Here is an 18,733-nt window from a genome sequence, read left to right on the forward strand (position 1 = left end):
GCCATCCCCAGCCCAGCCGCGGGCCGGGCACGGCCCACCTAAAATCACGGCTGATCTCTCCGCAAACCATGGTTTCCTCCTCGCCCCGCGTGCAGCCGGGCTCATTCCTGACGCTGCACTACCGCCTGGCCGGGCCCGGCGGCGACATCATCAACACCTTCCGCGACAAGCCCGCCACTCTGACACTGGGAACGGGCGAGCTCTCGCCGGCGGTGGAGCAGCGCCTCCTCGGGCTGGAGGAGGGCGCGCGCGCCACGTTCCAGATCCCGGCCGGCGAAGCTTTCGGCGAGCGCAACCCGGACATGCTGCAGTGGGTGGCGCGCAAGCTGCTGCGCGAGCTGGGCGACCCGCACGAGCAGTACCACGTCGGCGATGTGGTGCAGTTCCCCACGCCCGACGGGCTGGGCAGCTACGCCGGCGCCGTGCAGCAGGTGGGGCGCGAAGGGGGTGGCGAGGACGCCGTGCTGTTCGACTTCAACCATCCGCTGGCCGGCCAGCCGGTGACTTTCGAAGTCCACCTGATCGGGGTGCTATGACCGCCAAGCAAGTGCTGCTGGCCGAACCGCGCGGCTTCTGCGCGGGCGTGGACCGCGCCATCGAGATCGTGGAGCGCGCGCTGACCAAGTTCGGCGCGCCCATCTACGTGCGCCACGAGATCGTGCACAACACCTACGTGGTGAACGACCTGAAGTCCAAGGGCGCCATCTTCATCGAAGACCTGGCCGAGGTGCCGCCCGGCGCCACGCTGGTGTTCAGCGCCCACGGCGTGAGCAAGGCGGTGCAGGAAGAAGCCGCGCAGCGCGGCTTCCAGGTGTTCGACGCCACCTGCCCGCTGGTGACCAAGGTGCACGTGGAGGTGGCCAAGCTGGCCAAGGAAGGCTACGAGTTCATCATGATCGGCCACAAGGGTCACCCCGAGGTGGAAGGCACGATGGGCCAGCTGACGTCCGGCATCCACCTCGTCGAGGACATCGACGACGTGCAGAACGTGCACCCTTCGCAGACCGAGAAGCTGGCCGTGGTGACGCAGACCACGCTGTCGGTGGACGACGCGGCCGACATCGCGGCCGCGGTGCGCTGGCGCTTCCCCAACGTGCGCGAACCCAAGCAGCAGGACATCTGCTACGCCACGCAGAACCGGCAAGATGCCATCAAGGTCATGTCGCGTCAGGTCGACGTGGTCATCGTGGTGGGCAGCCCCACCAGCAGCAACAGCAACCGCCTGGCGGAACTGGCGCGCAAGCTGGGCGTGCCCGCGTACATGGTGGACACCGCTTTGGACCTGAAGCCGGAATGGCTTGACCACAAGCTGCGCGTGGGCCTGACCGCGGGCGCGTCGGCGCCCGAGGTGCTGGTCACCGAGGTGATCGACCGCATCCGTGAACTGGGCGCCGTGGCCGTGCAGCGCATGGACGGCGTGGAGGAAACCATGAAGTTCCCGCTGCCCAAGGGGCTGAAGCTTTGAACCGCGCCGCCGTCGAAACCGCGGCGCGGCGCTTTCGCGAAGAGCACGCTTCGTTCATCCGCCGCACGCCGCTGTGGAAGGTGCCCGGCGCCATGCTGGGTGTGCAGGCGGCGCAGGTGTGGCTGAAGCTGGAGCACCTGCAGGTGGGCGGCAGCTTCAAGGCGCGCGGCATGCTCAACCGGCTGCTGTCCAACACCATCCCGGAAACGGGCGTCATCGTCGCCTCCGGCGGCAACGCCGGCATCGCCACCGCCGCGGCCGCGCGCCAGCTGGGCGTGCGCTGCGAAGTGTTCGTGCCCACCGTCAGCAGCCCCGCCAAGCAGGCGAAGCTGCGCGAACTGGGCGCGCAGGTGGTGGTCACCGGCGCGGTGTACGCCGAAGCGCTGGAAGCCTGCCTGGCACGCCAGCGCGAAACGGGCGCGCTGCTCACGCACGCCTACGACCAGCCGGAAGTGGTCACGGGCGCCGGCACGCTGGCGCTGGAGATCGAGGAGCAGGGCGGCGGCGTGCCCGATTCGGTGCTGGTCAGCGTCGGCGGCGGCGGCCTCATCGCCGGCGTGGCCGCGTGGTTCGAGGACCGCAGCCGCGTGATCGCGCTCGAACCCGAACTCGCGCCGACGCTGTATCGCGCGCGTGCCGCGGGCGAGCCGGTGGACGTGCAGGTGAGCGGCATCGCGGCCGATTCGCTGGGCGCCCGCCGCATCGGCGCGTTGGCCTGGGACCTTACGGGGAAGTGGGTGCGCGAAGCCCTGTTGCTGCCCGAGGAAGCCATCCGCGAAACCCAGCTGTGGCTGTGGCGCGAGATGAAGCTGGCGGTGGAACCGGCGGCCGCGCTGCCGCTGGCGGCCCTGCGCGCGGGCCTCTACAAGCCGGCCGCGGATGAGCGGGTGGCGCTGGTGATCTGCGGCGCCAACCTCGATCCGGCCAGCCTGGCCTGAAGCGTCAGTAGCGGTACTGCAGCCCCAGGCTGGTGGCGCGCAGCGACTCGCGTCCGCTGGCGCCGCCGCGCAGGTCGTAGCTGTCCCAGCCGAAGGTGGCCGACAGGCGCGGAGAGAAGTCCCAGCTGACGCCGGCGCCGAACGACATGCCGGCGCCGCTGTCCATGCCGCCAGCCAGCACCGGGCCCGTCGAGAGATCCGCCGTCGTGTAGGTGGTCCCCAGCTTGCCGTACACCGAGAAGCCGGCGCCGACGGGGCGCTGGCCCAGCAGGCTGAGGCTCAGCCCTTGCCGGTTGGGGCCGGCTGAAATTCGGCTGGCGGGACCGAAGGTGGGTTGCGCCACCTCCACGCTCCAGCGCAAACTGGAAGGGTTCTGGCGCGCGGCCAGGGTGGCGGACTCGTCCGCGCAGGGCAGCAGCGAGGCGCCGCAGCCGATGTTCACTTGCGCTTTCGCGGGGGCCAGACCCGGGGCGGACGTGGGGGCCTTGGCCCACGGGTCCGTGCGGTTCACCAGCTGCGCGTGGGCCATGCCCGCGAGCGCCAGGGTCAGTGCCGCGCCGGTGGCGGCGGAACGCAGGAAGCGGGTCTGGGCCATGGGTCGCTCCTTCGAGGGCGTGTTCGCTTTTGGAACAATCTAAGCCGGATGTAGCTCAGCCGGTGTAAGCGAAATCGCACAGCTGTGGTAGGACGTTACGGGGCGCCCCTCCCCGCGCCAGGGTCAGCGCCGGGCCGCTTCGATGGCCGCGCGCGCCGCCTTTTCGGCCTGCACGGAGGCCTCCAGCGGCGAGCGGCACAGCCCGGCCGCTTCGTAGTTGAGGTTCTCGTAGAGTTCGGCCAGCTCGGGCACGGCGGCCAGCAGCATCTCCAGCGAGGCGTCGCGCGGGTGCTGCGCCAGCTCGGCCGTGATCTGGGCGACCAGGGTGCGGTACTGCTCCGGGTCCACGGGCACGCGGCTCTTTTCCAGGCGGCGGAGCACCTGCGCCAGCGTGACCAGGTTGCGATGGGTGGTCAACGGGGTGGTCATGCACCACAGCTGGGGTCTCCCCACGGGGATGCAAGAAGCGGGCCGCTGCGACAATGGCATGGATGCAAATCCAGGAAAAGCCCCCGTACGACACGCCGTTCGAATGGATCGGGGGAGAGCAGAAGGTCCGCGCCCTGGTGGACCGTTTCTATGACCTGATGGACCTGGAGCCCGGCTACGCGCAGCTGCGCGCCACGCACGGCAGCACGCTGGACAACGCGCGCGAGCGGCTGTTCTGGTTCCTGTGCGGCTGGCTGGGCGGCCCGTCCTACTACACCGACCGCTTCGGCCACCCGATGCTGCGCGCGCGGCACCTGCCTTTCGCCATCGGCATCCAGGAGCGCGACCAGTGGCTGGCGTGCATGGACCAGGCGATAGGCGAGACGGGCGTCGACGGGAAGCTGCGTGCGCGCCTGAAGCAGTCGTTCTTCCAGACCGCGGACTGGATGCGCAACACGCCATGAAAGGCAAGTCGCTGCAGGACCTGCAGCAGCTGAAGGCCAAGCTCGCCCACGACCGCGAGCGCGCCGCCGCCGAAGCCGCGGCGCGCCAGGCGGCCGAGAAGAAGGCCGCCGCCGAGCGCGACCTGTTCAAGCGCGCGGCGGGTCCCGTGGCGCCGCTGCGGCATCCGGTGCGCGTCCGGCTGGCGGGCGATCCGCCGCCGCCCATTCCCGTGCAGCACCAGCTGGACGAGCAGCGCGTGCTGCTCGAATCCATCAGCGACGATTTCGACGCCACCACGCTGCTGGACGTGGACGACGCGATGAGCTTCCGCCGGCCCGGCGTGGGACTGGACGTCACGCGCAAGCTGCGCAAGGGGCACTGGAGCATCCAGCGCGAGCTGGACCTGCATGGGCTGCGGCGCGAGGACGCGCGCGAGGCGCTGGCCGAATTCATCCGCGAGACGCACCGCCAGGGCATCCGCTGCGTGCGCGTGGTGCACGGCAAGGGCCTGGGGTCGCCCGGCAAGACGCCCGTGCTCAAGGGCAAGGTGCAGGGCTGGCTGGTGCAGAAGAAGGAAGTGCTGGCCTTCGTGCAGGCCCGCGGCGACGAGGGCGGCGCGGGCGCCCTCGTCGTGCTGCTCAAGCCGCTGGGCGGCTAGGGGATCGGTCGCGGATCACGCGCCCTTGCGGGCGCGGCGGCGTTCCAGGAGGGCGAGCAGCTCGCCCACGATGCCCTTGCGGAACGCGAGGACGCACACCACGAAGATGGCGCCGATGATGACGGTGACCCACTCGCCGACCTTGTCGGCCAGGATGTCCTGCAGCGAGATCACCACGCCGGCGCCGAGCACCGGGCCGAAGAAGGTGCCCACGCCGCCCAGCAGCGACATCAGGATGACCTCGCCCGACATGGACCAATGCACGTCGGACAGGGTGGCGAACTTCATCACCAGCGTTTTCAGCGAACCGGCCAGGCCGGCCAGCGAGGCGGACAGCACGAACGCCAGCAGCTTGTAGCGGTCGACCTGGTAGCCCAGCGAGATGGCGCGCGGCTCGTTCTCGCGGATCATCTTCAGCACCTGGCCGAACGGCGAGGTGACGATGCGCAGGATGCCCAGGAAGCAGGCCAGGAAGATGGCCAGCACCACGTAGTACATGACACGGTCGTCTTCCAGCGGCAGCAGCCGGAACAGCGCGCCGCGCGGTACGCCCTGGAGGCCGTCTTCGCCGCCGGTGAACTTCGCCTGCAGGCAGACGAAGAACACCATCTGCGACAGCGCGAGCGTGATCATCGCGAAGTAGATGCCCTGGCGGCGGATGGCGACCAGGCCGAACACCAGGCCGAGCAGCGCGGACGTGACGATGCCGGCGGCGAGGCCGAGTTCGGGCGTCCAGCCCTGTGCCTTGATCACCCAGCCGGTGACGTAGGCCGAAAAGCCGAAGAAGGCCGCGTGGCCGAACGACAGCAGGCCTGTGAAGCCCAGCAGCAGGTTGAACGCGCAGGCGAAGAGGGCGAAGCACAGCAGCTTCATCATGAAGACCGGGTACAGCCCGATGGCCGGCGCGGCCAGGGCCACGGCCAGCAGGGCCAGGTACGTGTAGCGGGCGGTCTTGCCGATGCCTTGGGCAGGCTGGGCGGATGGCGATGCGGGCACGTCGGCGGCGAGGGTGGGGGACTGCGTGGTCATCTCAGGCTTCCTTGCCGAACAGGCCGGCGGGCCGCAGCACGAGGACGATGGCCATGATCACGAAAACGACGATCGCGGATGCCTCGGGGTAGAACACGCGCGTGAACCCTTCGATCACGCCGAGCAGCAGGCCGGTGATGACGGAGCCCAGGATGGAGCCCATGCCGCCGATCACCACGACCGCGAACACCACGATGATCAGGTTGGAGCCCATCAGCGGCGTGACCTGGATCACCGGCGCGGCCAGCACGCCGGCCAGGCCCGCGAGCGCGGCGCCGGCGCCGTAGGTGAGCGTGACCATCACGGGAACGTTGACACCGAAGGCTTGCACGAGCTTCGCGTTCTCGGTGCCGGCGCGCAGGTAGGCGCCCAGCCGCGTGCGCTCGATCACGAACCACGTCAGCAAGCACACGGTGATGGAGGCCACCACCACCCAGGCGCGATAGTTGGGCAGGATCATGAAGCCCAGGTTGGTGGCGCCCGCGAGCTGTTCGGGAACGCTGTAGGCCTGGCCCGAGACGCCGTATTCCGTGCGGAACACGCCTTCGAGGATGAGGGACAGGCCGAATGTCAGGAGCAGGCCGTACAGCGGGTCCAGCCCGTACAGCCGCTTGAGGAACAACCGTTCGATGAGCGCGCCCAGCACGCCCACCGCGAGGGGCGCGAGGACCAGCGCCCACCAGTAGTTCACGCCCCACTTGTCCAGCATGATCCAGGCCGCGAAGGCGCCGACCATGTACAGCGCCCCGTGCGCGAAATTGACGATGTCCAGCAGGCCGAAGATGACGGCCAGGCCGAGGCTGAGCATCGCGTAGAAGGCGCCGTTGACCAGGCCCAGCATCAGCTGGCCGAGGAAGGCCTGGTGGGGTATGCCGAAGATTTCCATGAGGCGTGAGGACTTGTTGTGGCAAGGGGCAGGCGCGCGGCCTGCCCCTTGGCTTTCGGGTCAGGCCCTGCTTACTTCTTCAGCAGCGAGCACTTGGACTCGGCGACCGTGGTGAACGCCTGGTCGGCGGGCACTTTGGCCATGAGCTTGTAGTAGTCCCACGGCGTGGTGGACTCCTTCGGGCTCTTGACCTGGAACAGGTACATGTCGTGCATCATGCGGCCGTCGGCGCGGACGCTGCCGTTCTTCTGGTAGAAGTCGTTGTACTTCATCGACTTCAGCTCGGCCATCACCTTGTCGGCGTCGGTCGTGCCGACCTTCTGCACCGCCTTCAGGTAGTTCATGGTCGCCGAGTAGTCGGCGGCCTGCAGGCTGGAAGGCATGCGCTTGAACTTGTCGAAGAAGCGCTTGGCGAACTTGCGCGACTCGTCGTCCTGGTTCCAGTACCAGCTGTCGGCCAGCTGCAGGCCTTCGGTGCTGTTCAGGCCGATCGAGTGCACGTCGTTGATGAACACCAGCAGGCCGGCCACCTTCATCTGCTTGGTGATGCCGAATTCCTTGGCCGCCTTCATCGCGTTGACGAAGTCGCCGCCGGCGTTGGCCATGGCCAGGATGTCGGCCTTGGAGCCCTGGGCCTGCAGCAGGAAGGACGAGAAGTCCGAGGCGTTCAGCGGGTGCTTGACCGAGCCGACCACCGTGCCGCCGTTTTCCTTGATCACCTTGGTGGCGTCGGCTTCCAGCGACTGGCCGAACGCGTAGTCCGCGGTGAGGAAGAACCACTTCTTGGCGCCGGCCTTGATCAGCGCGCTGCCGGCCACCTTGGCCAGGGCCACCGTGTCATAGGCGTAGTGCACCGTGTAGGGCGAGCAGTCCTCGTTCGTCAGGCGGGCCGAGCCGGCGCCGATGGAAATGAAGGGGCGCTTCTTTTCCTTGGTCACGCCGGCCATCGCCAGGTTGGTGCCCGAGCTGGTGCCGCCGACCAGCATGGCCAGGTTCTGGCTGTCGATCCACTCGCGCGCCTTGGAAGCGGCGACGTCGGCCTTGTTCTGGTGGTCCGCGGACAGCACCTCGATCGGGCGGTTGAGCACCTTGCCGCCGAAGTCTTCCACCGCCCACTTCACCATTTCCACGCCGGCCGGGCCGTCGATGTCGGCGTACAGGCTGGCCATGTCGGTGATCATGCCGATGCGCACGGGGCCGGACTGGGACTGTGCGAGCGCGCCGAAACTGCCGAGGCCGACGGCCAGGGCGGCCACGAGGGTCTTGATCTTCATGGAATGTCTCCTTGGGTCAAAAAGGGAAAGCCGGGGTCAGACCCCCAGGTACTCCTGCAGCATGGACATGTTGTCCTGCAACTGGGATTGCTCGAACTCGCGCACGATCTTGCCGTGCTCCATCACGTAGAAGCGGTCGGCCAGCGGCGCGGCGAAGCGGAAGTTCTGTTCCACCAGCACGATGGTGTAGCCCTTGGCCTTGAGCGCGCGGATCATGTCCGCCAGCTTCTGCACGATGACGGGCGCCAGGCCTTCGGAGATTTCGTCCAGCAGCAGCAGGCGCGCGCCGGTGCGCAGGATGCGCGCGACCGCCAGCATCTGTTGCTCGCCGCCCGAAAGGCGCGTGCCGGGGCTGGATGCGCGTTCCTTCAGGTTCGGGAACATGTCGTAGATCTCGGCGATGCCCATGCCGCCGGGGCCCACCGTGGGCGGCAGCATCAGGTTCTCTTCGGCCGAGAGGCTGGCGAAGATGCCGCGCTCTTCTGGGCAGTAGCCCACGCCGAGGCGCGCCACCTTGTGCGGCGGCAGCTTGATGGCTTCGGTGCCGCGGATGCGGATGGAGCCGGTGCGGCGGCCGGTGAGGCCGACGATGGCACGCATCGTGGTGGTGCGGCCGGCGCCGTTGCGGCCGAGCAGCGAGACCACTTCGCCTTCGTTGACGGTGAGGTTGACGCCGTGCAGCACGTGCGACTCGCCGTACCAGGCGTTGAGGTTCTCGATGCGCAGGAACTCGTTGGCCGGCATGTCAGTGCGCCCCTTGCAGTTCGTTGTCGGCGCTGCCCATGTAGGCCTCGATCACCTGAGGGTTCTTCGACACTTCCGAATAGGGGCCGTCGGCGATGACGGCGCCGCGCTGCAGCACCGTGATGCGGTCGGCGATGGAGGACACGACGTTCATGTTGTGCTCGACCATCAGGATGGTGCGGCCGGCCGACACCTTCTTGATGAGCTGCGTGACGCGGCTGACGTCTTCGTGGCCCATGCCCTGCGTGGGCTCGTCCAGCAGCATCAGGTCGGGTTCCAGCGCCATGGTGGTGGCCAGTTCCAGCGCGCGCTTGCGGCCGTAGGGCAGGTTGACGGTGAGCTCTTCGGCGAAGTCCTGCAGGTCGACCTGCGCCAGCAGTTCGCGCGCCCGCTCGTGCAGGTGGTAGAGCGACTTCTCCGGCTTCCAGAAGTGGAACGAGGTGCCCAGGTTGCGCTGCAGCGCGGCGCGCACGTTCTCCAGCACGGTCATGTGCGGGAACACGGCGGAGATCTGGAACGAGCGCACGATGCCGCGGCGCGCGGTCTGCGCGGGCTTCTCGTGGGTGATGTCCTGGCCAGCGTAAGTGATCGTGCCGCGCGTGGGCGGCAGGAACTTGGTCAGCAGGTTGAAGAAGGTGGTCTTGCCCGCGCCGTTCGGCCCGATGAGGGCATGGATGTCGCCGCGGCGGACCTGAAGGTCGACGTTGTTGACCGCGACGAAGCCCTTGAACTCCTTCGTCAGCCCCTTCGTCTCGAGAATGATCTCACCGGCCAATGCACGTTCCTCCTCTCGCGGACGGGACGTCCCGGACGCGACAAGAGGCGAATGCTAGGCAGCCGTGTTGCACTGCGATAGCGGGGAAAACCTTAAGTAGTTTTGCGTCCGGGGCGACCCGCCGCAAGGCGTGCTAGGAAAAAGCCGGGCTGTCCGCAGGTTGACGGCCGTCCGCCCGGCGTTCCCTCACATGTTGCGGCGGTACTGGCCGCCGACCTCGAACAGCGCGCCGGTGATCTGGCCGAGCGAACACACCCGCACCGCGTCCATCAGCACCTCGAACACGTTGCCGTCGTCGATCACCGCCTGCTGCAGGCGGCGCAGCATGGCGGGCGCTTCGGCCGCGTTGCGCTGGTGGAAGTCGCCCAGGCGCTTCAGCTGGCTCTGCTTCTCTTCTTCCGTGGAGCGGGCCAGTTCCAGCTTCTCGGGGATGGGGTCGCCGTGCGGGTTGCGGAAGGTGTTGACGCCGATGATGGGCAGCTCGCCGGTGTGCTTGAGCATCTCGTAGTGCAGGCTCTCGTCCTGGATGCGGCCGCGCTGGTAGCCGGTCTCCATGGCGCCCAGCACGCCGCCGCGTTCGGCGATGCGCTCGAACTCGGCCAGCACGGCTTCTTCCACCAGCTCGGTCAGCTCCTCGATGATGAAGCTGCCCTGGCTGGGGTTCTCGTTCTTCGCCAGGCCCCACTCGCGGTTGATGATGAGCTGGATGGCCATGGCGCGCCGCACGCTTTCCTCGGTGGGCGTGGTGATGGCCTCGTCGTACGCGTTGGTGTGCAGCGAGTTGCAGTTGTCGTAGATGGCGATCAGCGCCTGCAGCGTGGTGCGGATGTCGTTGAACGCGATCTCCTGCGCGTGCAGCGAGCGGCCCGAAGTCTGGATGTGGTACTTCAACTTCTGGCTGCGCTCGTTGGCGCCGTACTTCTCCTTCATGGCCACTGCCCAGATGCGGCGAGCCACGCGCCCCAGCACCGTGTACTCGGGGTCCATGCCGTTGGAGAAGAAGAACGACAGGTTGGGCGCGAAGTCGTCGATGTGCATGCCGCGCGCGAGGTACGCCTCGACGAACGTGAAGCCGTTCGACAGCGTGAAGGCCAGCTGCGAGATCGGGTTGGCCCCGGCCTCGGCGATGTGGTAGCCCGAGATCGACACCGAATAGAAGTTGCGCACGTTGTGGTGCACGAAGTACTGGGCGATGTCGCCCATCACCTTCAGGCTGAACTCGGTGGAGAAGATGCAGGTGTTCTGGCCCTGGTCTTCCTTCAGGATGTCGGCCTGCACCGTGCCGCGCACGTTGGCCAGCACCCATTCGCGGATCTTGGCCGCCTCCGTCGCGGTGGGTTCGCGCCCGTTCTCCGACTTGAACTTGTCCAGCTGCTGGTCGATGGCGGTGTTCATGAACATCGCCAGGATGCTGGGCGCCGGGCCGTTGATGGTCATCGACACGCTGGTGCCGGGGTTGCACAGGTCGAAGCCCGAGTACAGCACCTTCATGTCGTCCAGCGTCGCGATGCTGACGCCGGAGTTGCCCACTTTGCCGTAGATGTCCGGCCGCAGGTCGGGGTCGTTGCCATACAGCGTGACCGAGTCGAACGCCGTCGACAGGCGCTTGGCCGGCATGCCCTCGGACAGCAGCTTGAAGCGGCGGTTGGTGCGGAAGGCGTCGCCTTCGCCCGCGAACATGCGCGTGGGGTCCTCGTTCTCGCGCTTGAACGCGAAGGTGCCGGCGGTGTACGGGTAGCTGCCGGGCACGTTCTCCAGCATCAGCCACTTCAGGATCTCGCCATGGTCCTCGTACTGCGGCAGCGCCACCTTGCGGATGCTGGTGCCCGACAGCGACTTCGTCGTGAGCGCGGTGCGGATTTCCTTGTCGCGGATCTTCACCACGTACTCCTCGCCGGAGTACGCCTGCACCATGTCGGGCCACTGCTGCAGCAGGTGCAGCGCGTCGCGGTCCATCTTCGACTTGCGCTTGCCGGCCAGGTCCAGCGCGGCTTCGGCCGCCGGCGCACGATCGGGCTTGTCGACCTTGAGCATGCGCGCCGCTTCCTGCAGCTGCTGGATCTCGCGCGCCAGCTTCGCCTGCCCGCGCGAATGCTTCTTGTACGCGCGCACCGTGTCGCCGATCTCGGCCAGGTAGCGCGTGCGCGCCGCGGGCACCACCGGCGTCTGGTTGGTGCTGTGGCGCACCTCGGTCTTCGGCAGGCGGCCTTCCTGCAGCGCAAGGCCCAGCTCCTGCAGGCGCGGCTTCATCGCCTGGTACAGCGCCGTCACGCCGTCGTCGTTGAAGCGCGCGGCCATGGTGCCGAACACCGGCATCTCGTCCGGGCGCTTGCCGAAAGCTTCGCGGTTGCGCTGCACCTGCTTGGCCACGTCGCGCAGCGCGTCCTGCGCGCCCTTGCGGTCGAACTTGTTGATCGCCACGAACTCGGCGAAGTCCAGCATGTCGATCTTCTCGAGCTGGCTGGCGGCGCCGAACTCCGGCGTCATCACGTACATCGGCACGTCGACGAGCGGCACGATGGCCGCGTCGCCCTGGCCGATGCCGGACGTTTCCACGACGACGAGATCGAACCCCGCCGCCTTGCATGCCGCCACCACGTCGGGGAGCGCCGCGGAAATCTCGCTGCCGAAGTCGCGGGTGGCCAGGGAGCGCATGAAGACGCGCGGGCCTTGCTGCCAGGGCCCGATGGCGTTCATGCGGATGCGGTCGCCCAGCAGCGCGCCGCCGCTCTTGCGGCGCGAGGGGTCGATGGAGATGACGGCGATGCGGGCGCGGTCATCCTGGTCCAGGCGCAGCCGGCGGATGAGTTCGTCGGTGAGCGAGGACTTGCCCGCGCCGCCGGTGCCGGTGATGCCGATGACCGGCACGTGCTTCCGGGCGGCCTGCTCGCGCACGGCCTTCACCAGCGCGGCGTCGGCCACGCCGTTTTCCAGCGCGGTGACCAGCTGCGCGAGCGCCCGCCAGCTGGCGTCGGCGTGGCCCTGGATGGCTTTCGCGTCCTTGGGCGCGTACGAGGCGAGGTCCTTGTCGCAGCGCATCACCATCTCGCCGATCATTCCCTGCAGGCCCATGCGCTGGCCGTCCTCGGGGCTGTAGATGCGGGTGACGCCGTAGTCCTGCAGCTCGCGGATCTCGGCCGGCACGATGACGCCGCCGCCGCCGCCGAACACCTGCACGTGCTCGCCGCCGCGCGACTTGAGCAGGTCGACCATGTACTTGAAGTACTCGACGTGGCCGCCCTGGTAGGAGCTGATGGCGATGCCCTGCACGTCTTCCTGCAGGGCGGCGGTGACCACGTCGTCCACGCTGCGGTTGTGGCCGAGGTGGATGACCTCCGCGCCCATGCCCTGCAGGATGCGCCGCATGATGTTGATGGCGGCGTCGTGGCCGTCGAACAGGCTGGCGGCGGTGACGAAGCGCACCTTGTTCGTCGGGCGGTAGTTCGCGAGCGCCTTGAATTCGGCGGACAGGTCGGTCATGGGGTCGTGTCTTTCGAAACGCGGGCCGCGCGCGAAACGCCGGCGGCCCCGAAGTCTGCTCCCGGCAGCTTAATTGACGTTTACGTAAACGTCAAACGAAGAGCCGCCCTGCCCAGGCGAAGAAGGCGCCCGAAGGCGCCTTTCCGGTCGTGGAACCGCGGTGCGGATCAGTTGCCGCCGTACAGGTAGTTCGGCAGCCAGAGCGTCAGGCCCGGCCAGGCGTACATCAGCACCATGCAGACGATGACGATGAGCATGTACGGCATCATCCCCGCGAAGATCTGGTTGATGGTCACGTGCGGCGGCGACACGCCCTTCAGGTAGAAGGCCGACATCGCGACGGGCGGCGAGAGGAAGGCCGCCTGCAGGTTCACGAACACCAGCACGCCCCACAGCATGGGGTCGATCTGGAAGTGCTGCAGCAGCGGCAGGAAGATGGGCACGAAGATCACGATGATCTCGGTCCACTCCAGCGGCCAGCCCAGCACGAAGATGATGGCCTGCGACAGCAGCAGGAACTGCACCGGCGTCAGGTTCATGCCCAGCACCCACTGCTCCACCAGGCTCTGGCCGCCCAGGATGGCGAACACGGCCGAGAAGATGGCCGAGCCGATGAACAGCCAGCACACCATCGCGGTGGTCTTGGCGGTGAGGAACACCGCTTCCTTGGTGCGCTGCCAGTTGAGCGTCTTCGCCTGCCAGGCCATCAGGAACGCGCCCGCCGCGCCGACGGCCGCCGATTCGGTGGCCGTCGTGATGCCGAACAGGATGACCGCCAGCACCACGAACGTCAGGATGCCCAGCGGCATGACCGACGCGACCAGCATGCTGAGGATCTCGTACTGCTCGGCGTCGAAACGCAGGTAGTACCAGATCAGCAGCGCCAAGGCGATGACGCACGTGATGGCGAAGCCGATGTAGAACTCCTGCGGCACGGCGACCGGGGCCGACGATGCCTGCGGCCCGCTGAGGCTTTGCAGCTGGTCGCCGGTATCGGCGGCCGGCTTGGCCGGTTCCGTGCCTGGCGGCTCCTGCAGCGCGCCGCCGGAAGCCGCGGGTTCGGACGGCGGCTCCTTCAGGCCCACTTGCTCGGCCGGCGGTTCCTTCAATGCGCCGCCGTCCGCGGGCGGCTCTTTCAGGCCGGTGCCCGGACTGGCGCCCGGAGGTTCGGCCAGCCCGCCGCCGGCGGGCGCCGCCTTCTGCGTGGCGGCGGGTGCCGCCGGCGCGACGGGTTCGTCGGATTCCTGCGAGTGGATCACCACGTACCACCACACCGTGCCCAGCGTGACGATGGTGGCGGCCGCCGGCACGAGCGCCATGCCCAGCGCGCGCACCAGCTTCGACCAGCGGATGCCCGCTTCCCGGCCGGCGCCGGCCAGCGCGCGGGCCGGCGACAGCGTGGCGGCGAACAGGGCCGGCAGCATGCGGTGCGAATACGAGGCCGAGAGGTGCTGCAGCCACGGCGAGATCGGGACCTTCAGCGCATCGGGCGGCAGCCTGGGCGCGATCTTCGGGTTGATCAACGCCCAGCCGATGATGTAGATCAGGTACAGCAGCGACAGGAAGAAGCCCGGGAACATGGCGGCCGCGTAGAGCTTCACCACCGACTGGCCCGCCACCGCCGCGTACACGATGATCATCACCGACGGCGGGATCAGGATGCCCAGCGTGCCCCCGGCCGTGATCACGCCCGAGGCCAGGCGCACGTCGTAGCCGGCGTTGAGCATGGGCCGCATGGCGATCACGCCCATCAGCACCACCACCGCGCCCACCAGGCCCGAGGCGATGCCCCAGAACGTGCAGATCACGAGCGTGGTGACCGCCAGCGAGGCGGGCATGCCGCGGAAGGCGAACTGCACGCTGCGGAACATCTTGTCCACCAGCGCTCCGCGTTCCATGACGTATCCCATGAGCACGAAGAGCGGGATGGACAGCAGCGTGTCGTTGTTCATCGCGCCGAAGGCGCGCTGCACCATCAGCTCGAAGATCCTGTTGTCCCAGAAGTGGACGGCGGGGTCGTAGAACGCCACGAACCCGAACATGATGCCCAGCCCCATGAGCGTGAACGCCGTGGGGAACCCCAGCATGATCACGACCACGATCAGGCCGAGCATCGAAAGGCCAAGTGCTGCGTCGCTCATCCCTTGAGCCCTTTCGATTTTTCGATGGCGAGTTCGCGCGCTTCGGCGTCGACCGCTTCGCTGCCTTCCAGCTGCTGCGCGACCACGTCGGCTTCCTGCGCGTCGGCCAGGCGCGGCGTCCATTCGCCGGTGCGCAGGCACTCGACGCAGCGGATCATTTCCGAGATGCCCTGGATCAGCACCGTGAGGCCGGCCAGCGGGATGATGAACTTGAACGGCGAGATCGGCAGCGGCGTGGCGTTGAAGGTCGTCTCGTGCATGCGCCACGAGTCGCCGAAGTAGCGCCAGCCCGCCCAGGTGAGGGCGACGATGCCGGGGAGGAAGAACGCCACGAACAGCACCAGGTCCAGGCCGGCCTGCAGGCGGGGCTTCATGCTGCCGTAGAGGAAATCGCCGCGGACGTGGCCGTCCTGCGCCAGCGCGTACGCGCCGCACATCATGAACAGGGTGCCGTACATCATGTTGCTGACGTCGAACACCCAGGCCGTGGGCATGTTGAGGATGTAGCGCTTGAAGACCTCGACCACGACCATGACCATCAGCGCGATGATCAGCCAGGCGAAGGCCTTGCCTATCCAGGTGCTTAGGGCGTCGACCCCGTGCAACAGTTTCTGCATCGATCCGTCTTTCACTGCTTGCTGCGCTCCCGCGCAAAAAACCGGCCAGGCCCGGTTCCCCGTGCCTGGCCGGCGCTACCGCATGGACGGCCTCAGGCCTTCTTGGCGAAGTAACGGTTGTAGGCCATGCCGAAGTCCACCATGTAGTCGCGCTGCCACTGGCCGGCGCGCTGGGCGAATTCCTTCTGCGAGTCCAGCACCTTCCTGAACAGCGGGTTCTCGGACGATTTCTTGGCGATGACCTTGTCCCACGAATCCAGCTGGGCGCGCAGGATGGCGTCGGGCGTCTTGTAGAAGTTGACCTTGTCCTTGGTCTTCAGGTCGATGTAGTCCTTGGAGTTGCGGTCGATGGCCTTCCAGCTGAAGTCGGCCGACGAGGCCTGCACGGCGTAGTCGATGATGGACTTCAGGTCCTGCGGCAGCGCGCTGTACTTGGACCTGTTGAACAGGATCTCGAACTGCTCGCCGCTCTGGTGGAAGCTCTGCAGCATGCAGTTCTTGGCCACGTCGGGGAAGCCCAGCGCCCTGTCGGAGGAGGCGTTGTTGAATTCCGCCGCGTCGATCAGGCCGCGGTCCAGCGCCGGCACGATCTCGCCGCCGGGCAGCGGGTTGACGGCCGCGCCCAGGTCGGCGAACAGGTCCACCGCCAGGCCCACGGTGCGGTACTTCAGGCCCTTCATCTGCGAGATGTTGGACACCGGCTTCTTGAACCAGCCCAGGGGCTGCGTCGGCATGGGGCCGTACAGGTACGACACCACGTCCATGTTGATCGACTTGTAGATCTCTTCGAGCAGCGCCTTGCCGCCGCCGTAGTAGTGCCAGGACAGGACCATGTTGGGGTCCATGCCGTACGCGGGGCCCGAGCCCCACAGGGCGAGCGCGGAGTTCTTGCCGTAGTGGTAGGCGACCACGCCGTGGCCGCCGTCGAGCGTGCCCTTGTTCACCGCTTCGAGCAGCTGGAACGCGGGGACCACCGCGCCGGAAGGCAGCACGTCGATCTTCAGGCGGCCGCCGGCCATGTCGTTCACCTTCTTGGCGAAGTCCAGCGCGAACTCGTGGAAGATGTCCTTCGCGGGCCAGGTGCTCTGGAAGCGGAAGGTGGTGGGCGCGGCTTGCGCCATGACCATCGGCGCGCTCAGGCTCGCGCCTGCGGCGACGGCCGCACCCTTGAGCAGGCTGCGGCGGCGGGGGGTGGTGGGTTGCGTCATGTGCTTGTCTCCTTGTTGCTGTCGGGTTGCTGACAGATCGTTAGCAAGCTATCTTTGGAGGCGGCCCACCGTCGCGGTAAGAGGGTTTTCCCCCACCGCTTCATACTTCCGGGCTAAAGGACTTTCGACAAGGAGACAGGCCATGGATCGACGTCATTTCTTCGGGGGCACGGCCGCTCTCGCCGGCGCCGCCGCCACGGGCTGCGCGGGCGTGAACGGCAACGCGGGCACCGCTTCGGGGCGCACGCCGTTCAGCGTGGCGGGCACGTCGATCCCCATCGTCGGCAGCGACGAGGTGTTCCCCGTTCGCCGCATCTATTGCATCGGCCGCAACTACGCGGCGCATTCGCGCGAGATGGGTTCGGACCCGAACCGCGAACCGCCGTTCTTCTTCCAGAAGCCGACCGACGCCGTCCAATACGTGCCGGCAGGCACGGTTGCCGAGCATCCCTATCCCTCGCTGACGAAGAACTACCACTACGAAGCCGAACTCGTGGCCGCGCTGGGCAAGGGCGGCCGCAACATCCCGGTGGACCGCGCGCTGGAGCTGGTGTACGGCTACACGCTGGGCCTGGACATGACGCGCCGCGACCTGCAGCGCGCGATGGGCGACGAGAAGAAACCCTGGGAGATCGGCAAGAGCTTCGACCGCTCCGCGCCGATCGGCGCCATCCACCGCGTGGCGCAGACCGGGCACTTCAGGCAGGGCGCCATCTGGCTGAAGGTGAACGGGCAGACCAAGCAGAACGCCAACCTGAACCAGATGATCTGGTCGGTGGCCGAGCAGATCAGCAAGCTGTCCGAGGCCAACGAGCTGTTCCCCGGCGACATCATCTATTCCGGCACGCCCGAGAACGTGGGCCCGGTGGTCAAGGGCGACGTGATCGAGATGCACGTCGACGGACTGCCCAACCTCAGTGTGCGCATCGTCTGAGGGCCGCATGCAGCCGATCCAGCTGTTCGACCCCGCGTCCAGCACGTACACCTACGTGCTGGCCGATGCGGGGACGCGCCAGGCGCTGATCATCGACCCGGTCGACGAGCAGCTGGAGCGCGATCTCGCCGTCCTGCGAGAGCACGGCCTCACGCTGGAGTGGACGGTCGAGACGCACGCGCACGCCGACCACATCACCAGCGCGGGCCTGCTGGCCGAGCACGCCGGCGCGCGCACGGCCGCGCCGCAAGGTTGCGGCATTGGCACGGCGGGCACGCAGCTGAGGCACGGCGACCAGCTGCAGTTCGGCGGTGAACACGTCACCGCGCTGCACACGCCCGGGCATACCGCGGGCAGCATGTGCTTCACCTGGCGCGGCCACGTGTTCACCGGCGACACCTTGCTGATCGGCGGCTGCGGGCGCACCGACTTCCAGTCCGGCAGCGCCGAGGACCTGTACCACAGCATCACCCGGGTGCTGTTCGCCTTGCCCGATGAAACCGTGGTGTGGCCAGGCCACGATTACCGCGGCCGCAGCCACACCACCATCGGCGAGGAAAAGCGCACCAACGCCCGGGTGGCCGGGAAGACGCTGGCAGAATTCAAGGCGATCATGGACGACCTGAACCTGCCCAAGCCGCGCCGGCTCGACGAGGCCGTGCCGGCCAACCTCATCTCGGGCCTGCGGCATGACGCCGGCGGCGAAGGACCGCGTCCCGCGCAAGGCTACGCCGGCGACGTGCCGCCGCAGCTGGCGCTGCAGTGGTGGCAGGCCGGCGATGCCGTGCTCATCGACGTGCGTACCGACGCGGAGCGCGAGTGGGTCGGCTTCGTGCCGGGCGCCGTGCCGCTCGCATGGAAGCAGTGGCCCGGCATGGCGATGAACCCCGCTTTCGACGAAGGCCTGAAGGCCGCGGTGCCGGCGGGCAAGAAAGCCGTGCTGCTGTGCCGCAGTGGCGTGCGTTCCATCGCGGCGGCCAAGCGTGCCACCGAACTGGGCATCGAAGCCTGGAACATCCTCGAAGGCTTCGAAGGCGACCCCGACGAGAGCGGCCACCGCGGCCGCAAGGGCGGCTGGCGTCAGCGCGGGCTGCCGTGGCGCCAGAACTGATTTTT

At 67.8% G+C, this 18,733-nt stretch carries 18 protein-coding genes and 1 pseudogene; 8 read left to right on the forward strand and 11 right to left on the reverse strand.

Annotated features, from left to right (window positions below):
* The first annotated feature begins 68 nt into the window (after positions 1-68).
* Genes EZ216_RS10060 through EZ216_RS10070 form a run of 3 tightly spaced genes read left to right on the forward strand, consistent with a single transcriptional unit; the run spans position 69 to position 2,403 of the window.
* Positions 69-536, forward strand: coding sequence for an FKBP-type peptidyl-prolyl cis-trans isomerase (locus tag EZ216_RS10060; protein ID WP_135249600.1), 468 nt, complete (start codon positions 69-71; stop codon positions 534-536).
* On the forward strand, positions 533-1,465 hold the full coding sequence (gene ispH / locus EZ216_RS10065) for a 4-hydroxy-3-methylbut-2-enyl diphosphate reductase (RefSeq protein ID WP_135249601.1): 933 nt from the start codon (positions 533-535) through the stop codon (positions 1,463-1,465). Before EZ216_RS10060 ends, ispH begins: the two co-directional genes overlap by 4 nt.
* Positions 1,462-2,403: a threonine/serine dehydratase gene (locus EZ216_RS10070; protein WP_135249602.1), complete on the forward strand. Its 942-nt coding sequence runs from the start codon at positions 1,462-1,464 to the stop codon at positions 2,401-2,403. The genes ispH and EZ216_RS10070 overlap by 4 nt, the downstream gene beginning before the upstream one ends.
* Before the next feature lie 4 nt (positions 2,404-2,407).
* Here the strand turns inward: EZ216_RS10070 and EZ216_RS10075 are convergent, their stop codons facing one another.
* Both EZ216_RS10075 and EZ216_RS10080 read right to left on the reverse strand, forming a co-directional pair.
* A complete protein-coding gene (locus EZ216_RS10075) occupies positions 2,408-2,998 on the reverse strand; it encodes an outer membrane beta-barrel protein (RefSeq protein ID WP_135249603.1) in 591 nt (196 codons plus the stop codon).
* A 123-nt stretch (positions 2,999-3,121) separates the two neighbouring features.
* Positions 3,122-3,427, reverse strand: a complete 306-nt coding sequence (locus EZ216_RS10080; RefSeq protein WP_135249604.1) for a hypothetical protein — start codon at positions 3,425-3,427, stop codon at positions 3,122-3,124.
* A gap of 62 nt (positions 3,428-3,489) precedes the next feature.
* Here EZ216_RS10080 and EZ216_RS10085 point away from each other — a divergent pair, with 62 nt between their 5' ends.
* Positions 3,490-3,891 carry a group II truncated hemoglobin gene (locus EZ216_RS10085; protein WP_135249605.1) on the forward strand — a complete coding sequence of 134 codons (402 nt, stop codon included), beginning with the start codon at positions 3,490-3,492 and terminating at the stop codon, positions 3,889-3,891.
* Complete coding sequence (locus tag EZ216_RS10090; RefSeq protein WP_135249606.1) at positions 3,888-4,529, forward strand: Smr/MutS family protein; 642 nt, start codon at positions 3,888-3,890, stop codon at positions 4,527-4,529. The genes EZ216_RS10085 and EZ216_RS10090 overlap by 4 nt, the downstream gene beginning before the upstream one ends.
* Before the next feature lie 15 nt (positions 4,530-4,544).
* Here EZ216_RS10090 and EZ216_RS10095 read toward each other — a convergent pair whose 3' ends face one another.
* The 9 genes from EZ216_RS10095 to EZ216_RS10135 form a co-directional block, all read right to left on the reverse strand.
* Positions 4,545-5,558 (reverse strand): branched-chain amino acid ABC transporter permease, encoded by a 1,014-nt coding sequence (locus EZ216_RS10095; protein ID WP_135249607.1) that lies wholly within the window; start codon positions 5,556-5,558, stop codon positions 4,545-4,547.
* 1 nt (position 5,559) lies between these two features.
* Positions 5,560-6,444, reverse strand: coding sequence for a branched-chain amino acid ABC transporter permease (locus EZ216_RS10100; RefSeq protein WP_135249608.1), 885 nt, complete (start codon positions 6,442-6,444; stop codon positions 5,560-5,562).
* A gap of 71 nt (positions 6,445-6,515) precedes the next feature.
* Positions 6,516-7,718: an ABC transporter substrate-binding protein gene (locus EZ216_RS10105; protein ID WP_135249609.1), complete on the reverse strand. Its 1,203-nt coding sequence runs from the start codon at positions 7,716-7,718 to the stop codon at positions 6,516-6,518.
* Between the two features lie 36 nt (positions 7,719-7,754).
* The gene (locus EZ216_RS10110) at positions 7,755-8,462 is read right to left on the reverse strand and encodes an ABC transporter ATP-binding protein (RefSeq protein ID WP_135249610.1); all 708 of its coding nucleotides are present in this window, start codon (positions 8,460-8,462) and stop codon (positions 7,755-7,757) included.
* Between the two features lies 1 nt (position 8,463).
* Positions 8,464-9,237, reverse strand: a complete 774-nt coding sequence (locus EZ216_RS10115; RefSeq protein ID WP_135249611.1) for an ABC transporter ATP-binding protein — start codon at positions 9,235-9,237, stop codon at positions 8,464-8,466.
* A 186-nt stretch (positions 9,238-9,423) separates the two neighbouring features.
* Positions 9,424-12,717, reverse strand: a complete 3,294-nt coding sequence (gene icmF, locus EZ216_RS10120; RefSeq protein WP_135249612.1) for a fused isobutyryl-CoA mutase/GTPase IcmF — start codon at positions 12,715-12,717, stop codon at positions 9,424-9,426.
* A 167-nt stretch (positions 12,718-12,884) separates the two neighbouring features.
* Entirely contained in the window at positions 12,885-14,858 is a 1,974-nt protein-coding gene (locus EZ216_RS10125) for a TRAP transporter large permease (protein ID WP_135249613.1), read from the reverse strand.
* Positions 14,855-15,475: a TRAP transporter small permease subunit gene (locus tag EZ216_RS10130; RefSeq protein ID WP_135249614.1), complete on the reverse strand. Its 621-nt coding sequence runs from the start codon at positions 15,473-15,475 to the stop codon at positions 14,855-14,857. The genes EZ216_RS10125 and EZ216_RS10130 overlap by 4 nt, the downstream gene beginning before the upstream one ends.
* 92 nt (positions 15,476-15,567) lie before the next feature.
* On the reverse strand, positions 15,568-16,683 hold the full coding sequence (locus tag EZ216_RS10135; protein ID WP_135249615.1) for a TRAP transporter substrate-binding protein: 1,116 nt from the start codon (positions 16,681-16,683) through the stop codon (positions 15,568-15,570).
* A 142-nt stretch (positions 16,684-16,825) separates the two neighbouring features.
* Here EZ216_RS10135 and EZ216_RS10140 point away from each other — a divergent pair, with 142 nt between their 5' ends.
* From EZ216_RS10140 to EZ216_RS21775, 3 genes and pseudogenes are all read left to right on the forward strand, one after another.
* Positions 16,826-17,617, forward strand: coding sequence for a fumarylacetoacetate hydrolase family protein (locus EZ216_RS10140; protein WP_135249616.1), 792 nt, complete (start codon positions 16,826-16,828; stop codon positions 17,615-17,617).
* 7 nt (positions 17,618-17,624) lie between these two features.
* Positions 17,625-18,125, forward strand: a pseudogene (locus tag EZ216_RS21770) (MBL fold metallo-hydrolase); the annotation flags it as partial.
* A gap of 174 nt (positions 18,126-18,299) precedes the next feature.
* Positions 18,300-18,728, forward strand: a complete 429-nt coding sequence (locus EZ216_RS21775) for a rhodanese-like domain-containing protein (RefSeq protein ID WP_239024342.1) — start codon at positions 18,300-18,302, stop codon at positions 18,726-18,728.
* Positions 18,729-18,733 lie beyond the last annotated feature (5 nt).

The organism is Ramlibacter humi (genome assembly GCF_004681975.1).
Taxonomy (GTDB): Bacteria; Pseudomonadota; Gammaproteobacteria; order Burkholderiales; family Burkholderiaceae_C; genus Ramlibacter; species Ramlibacter humi.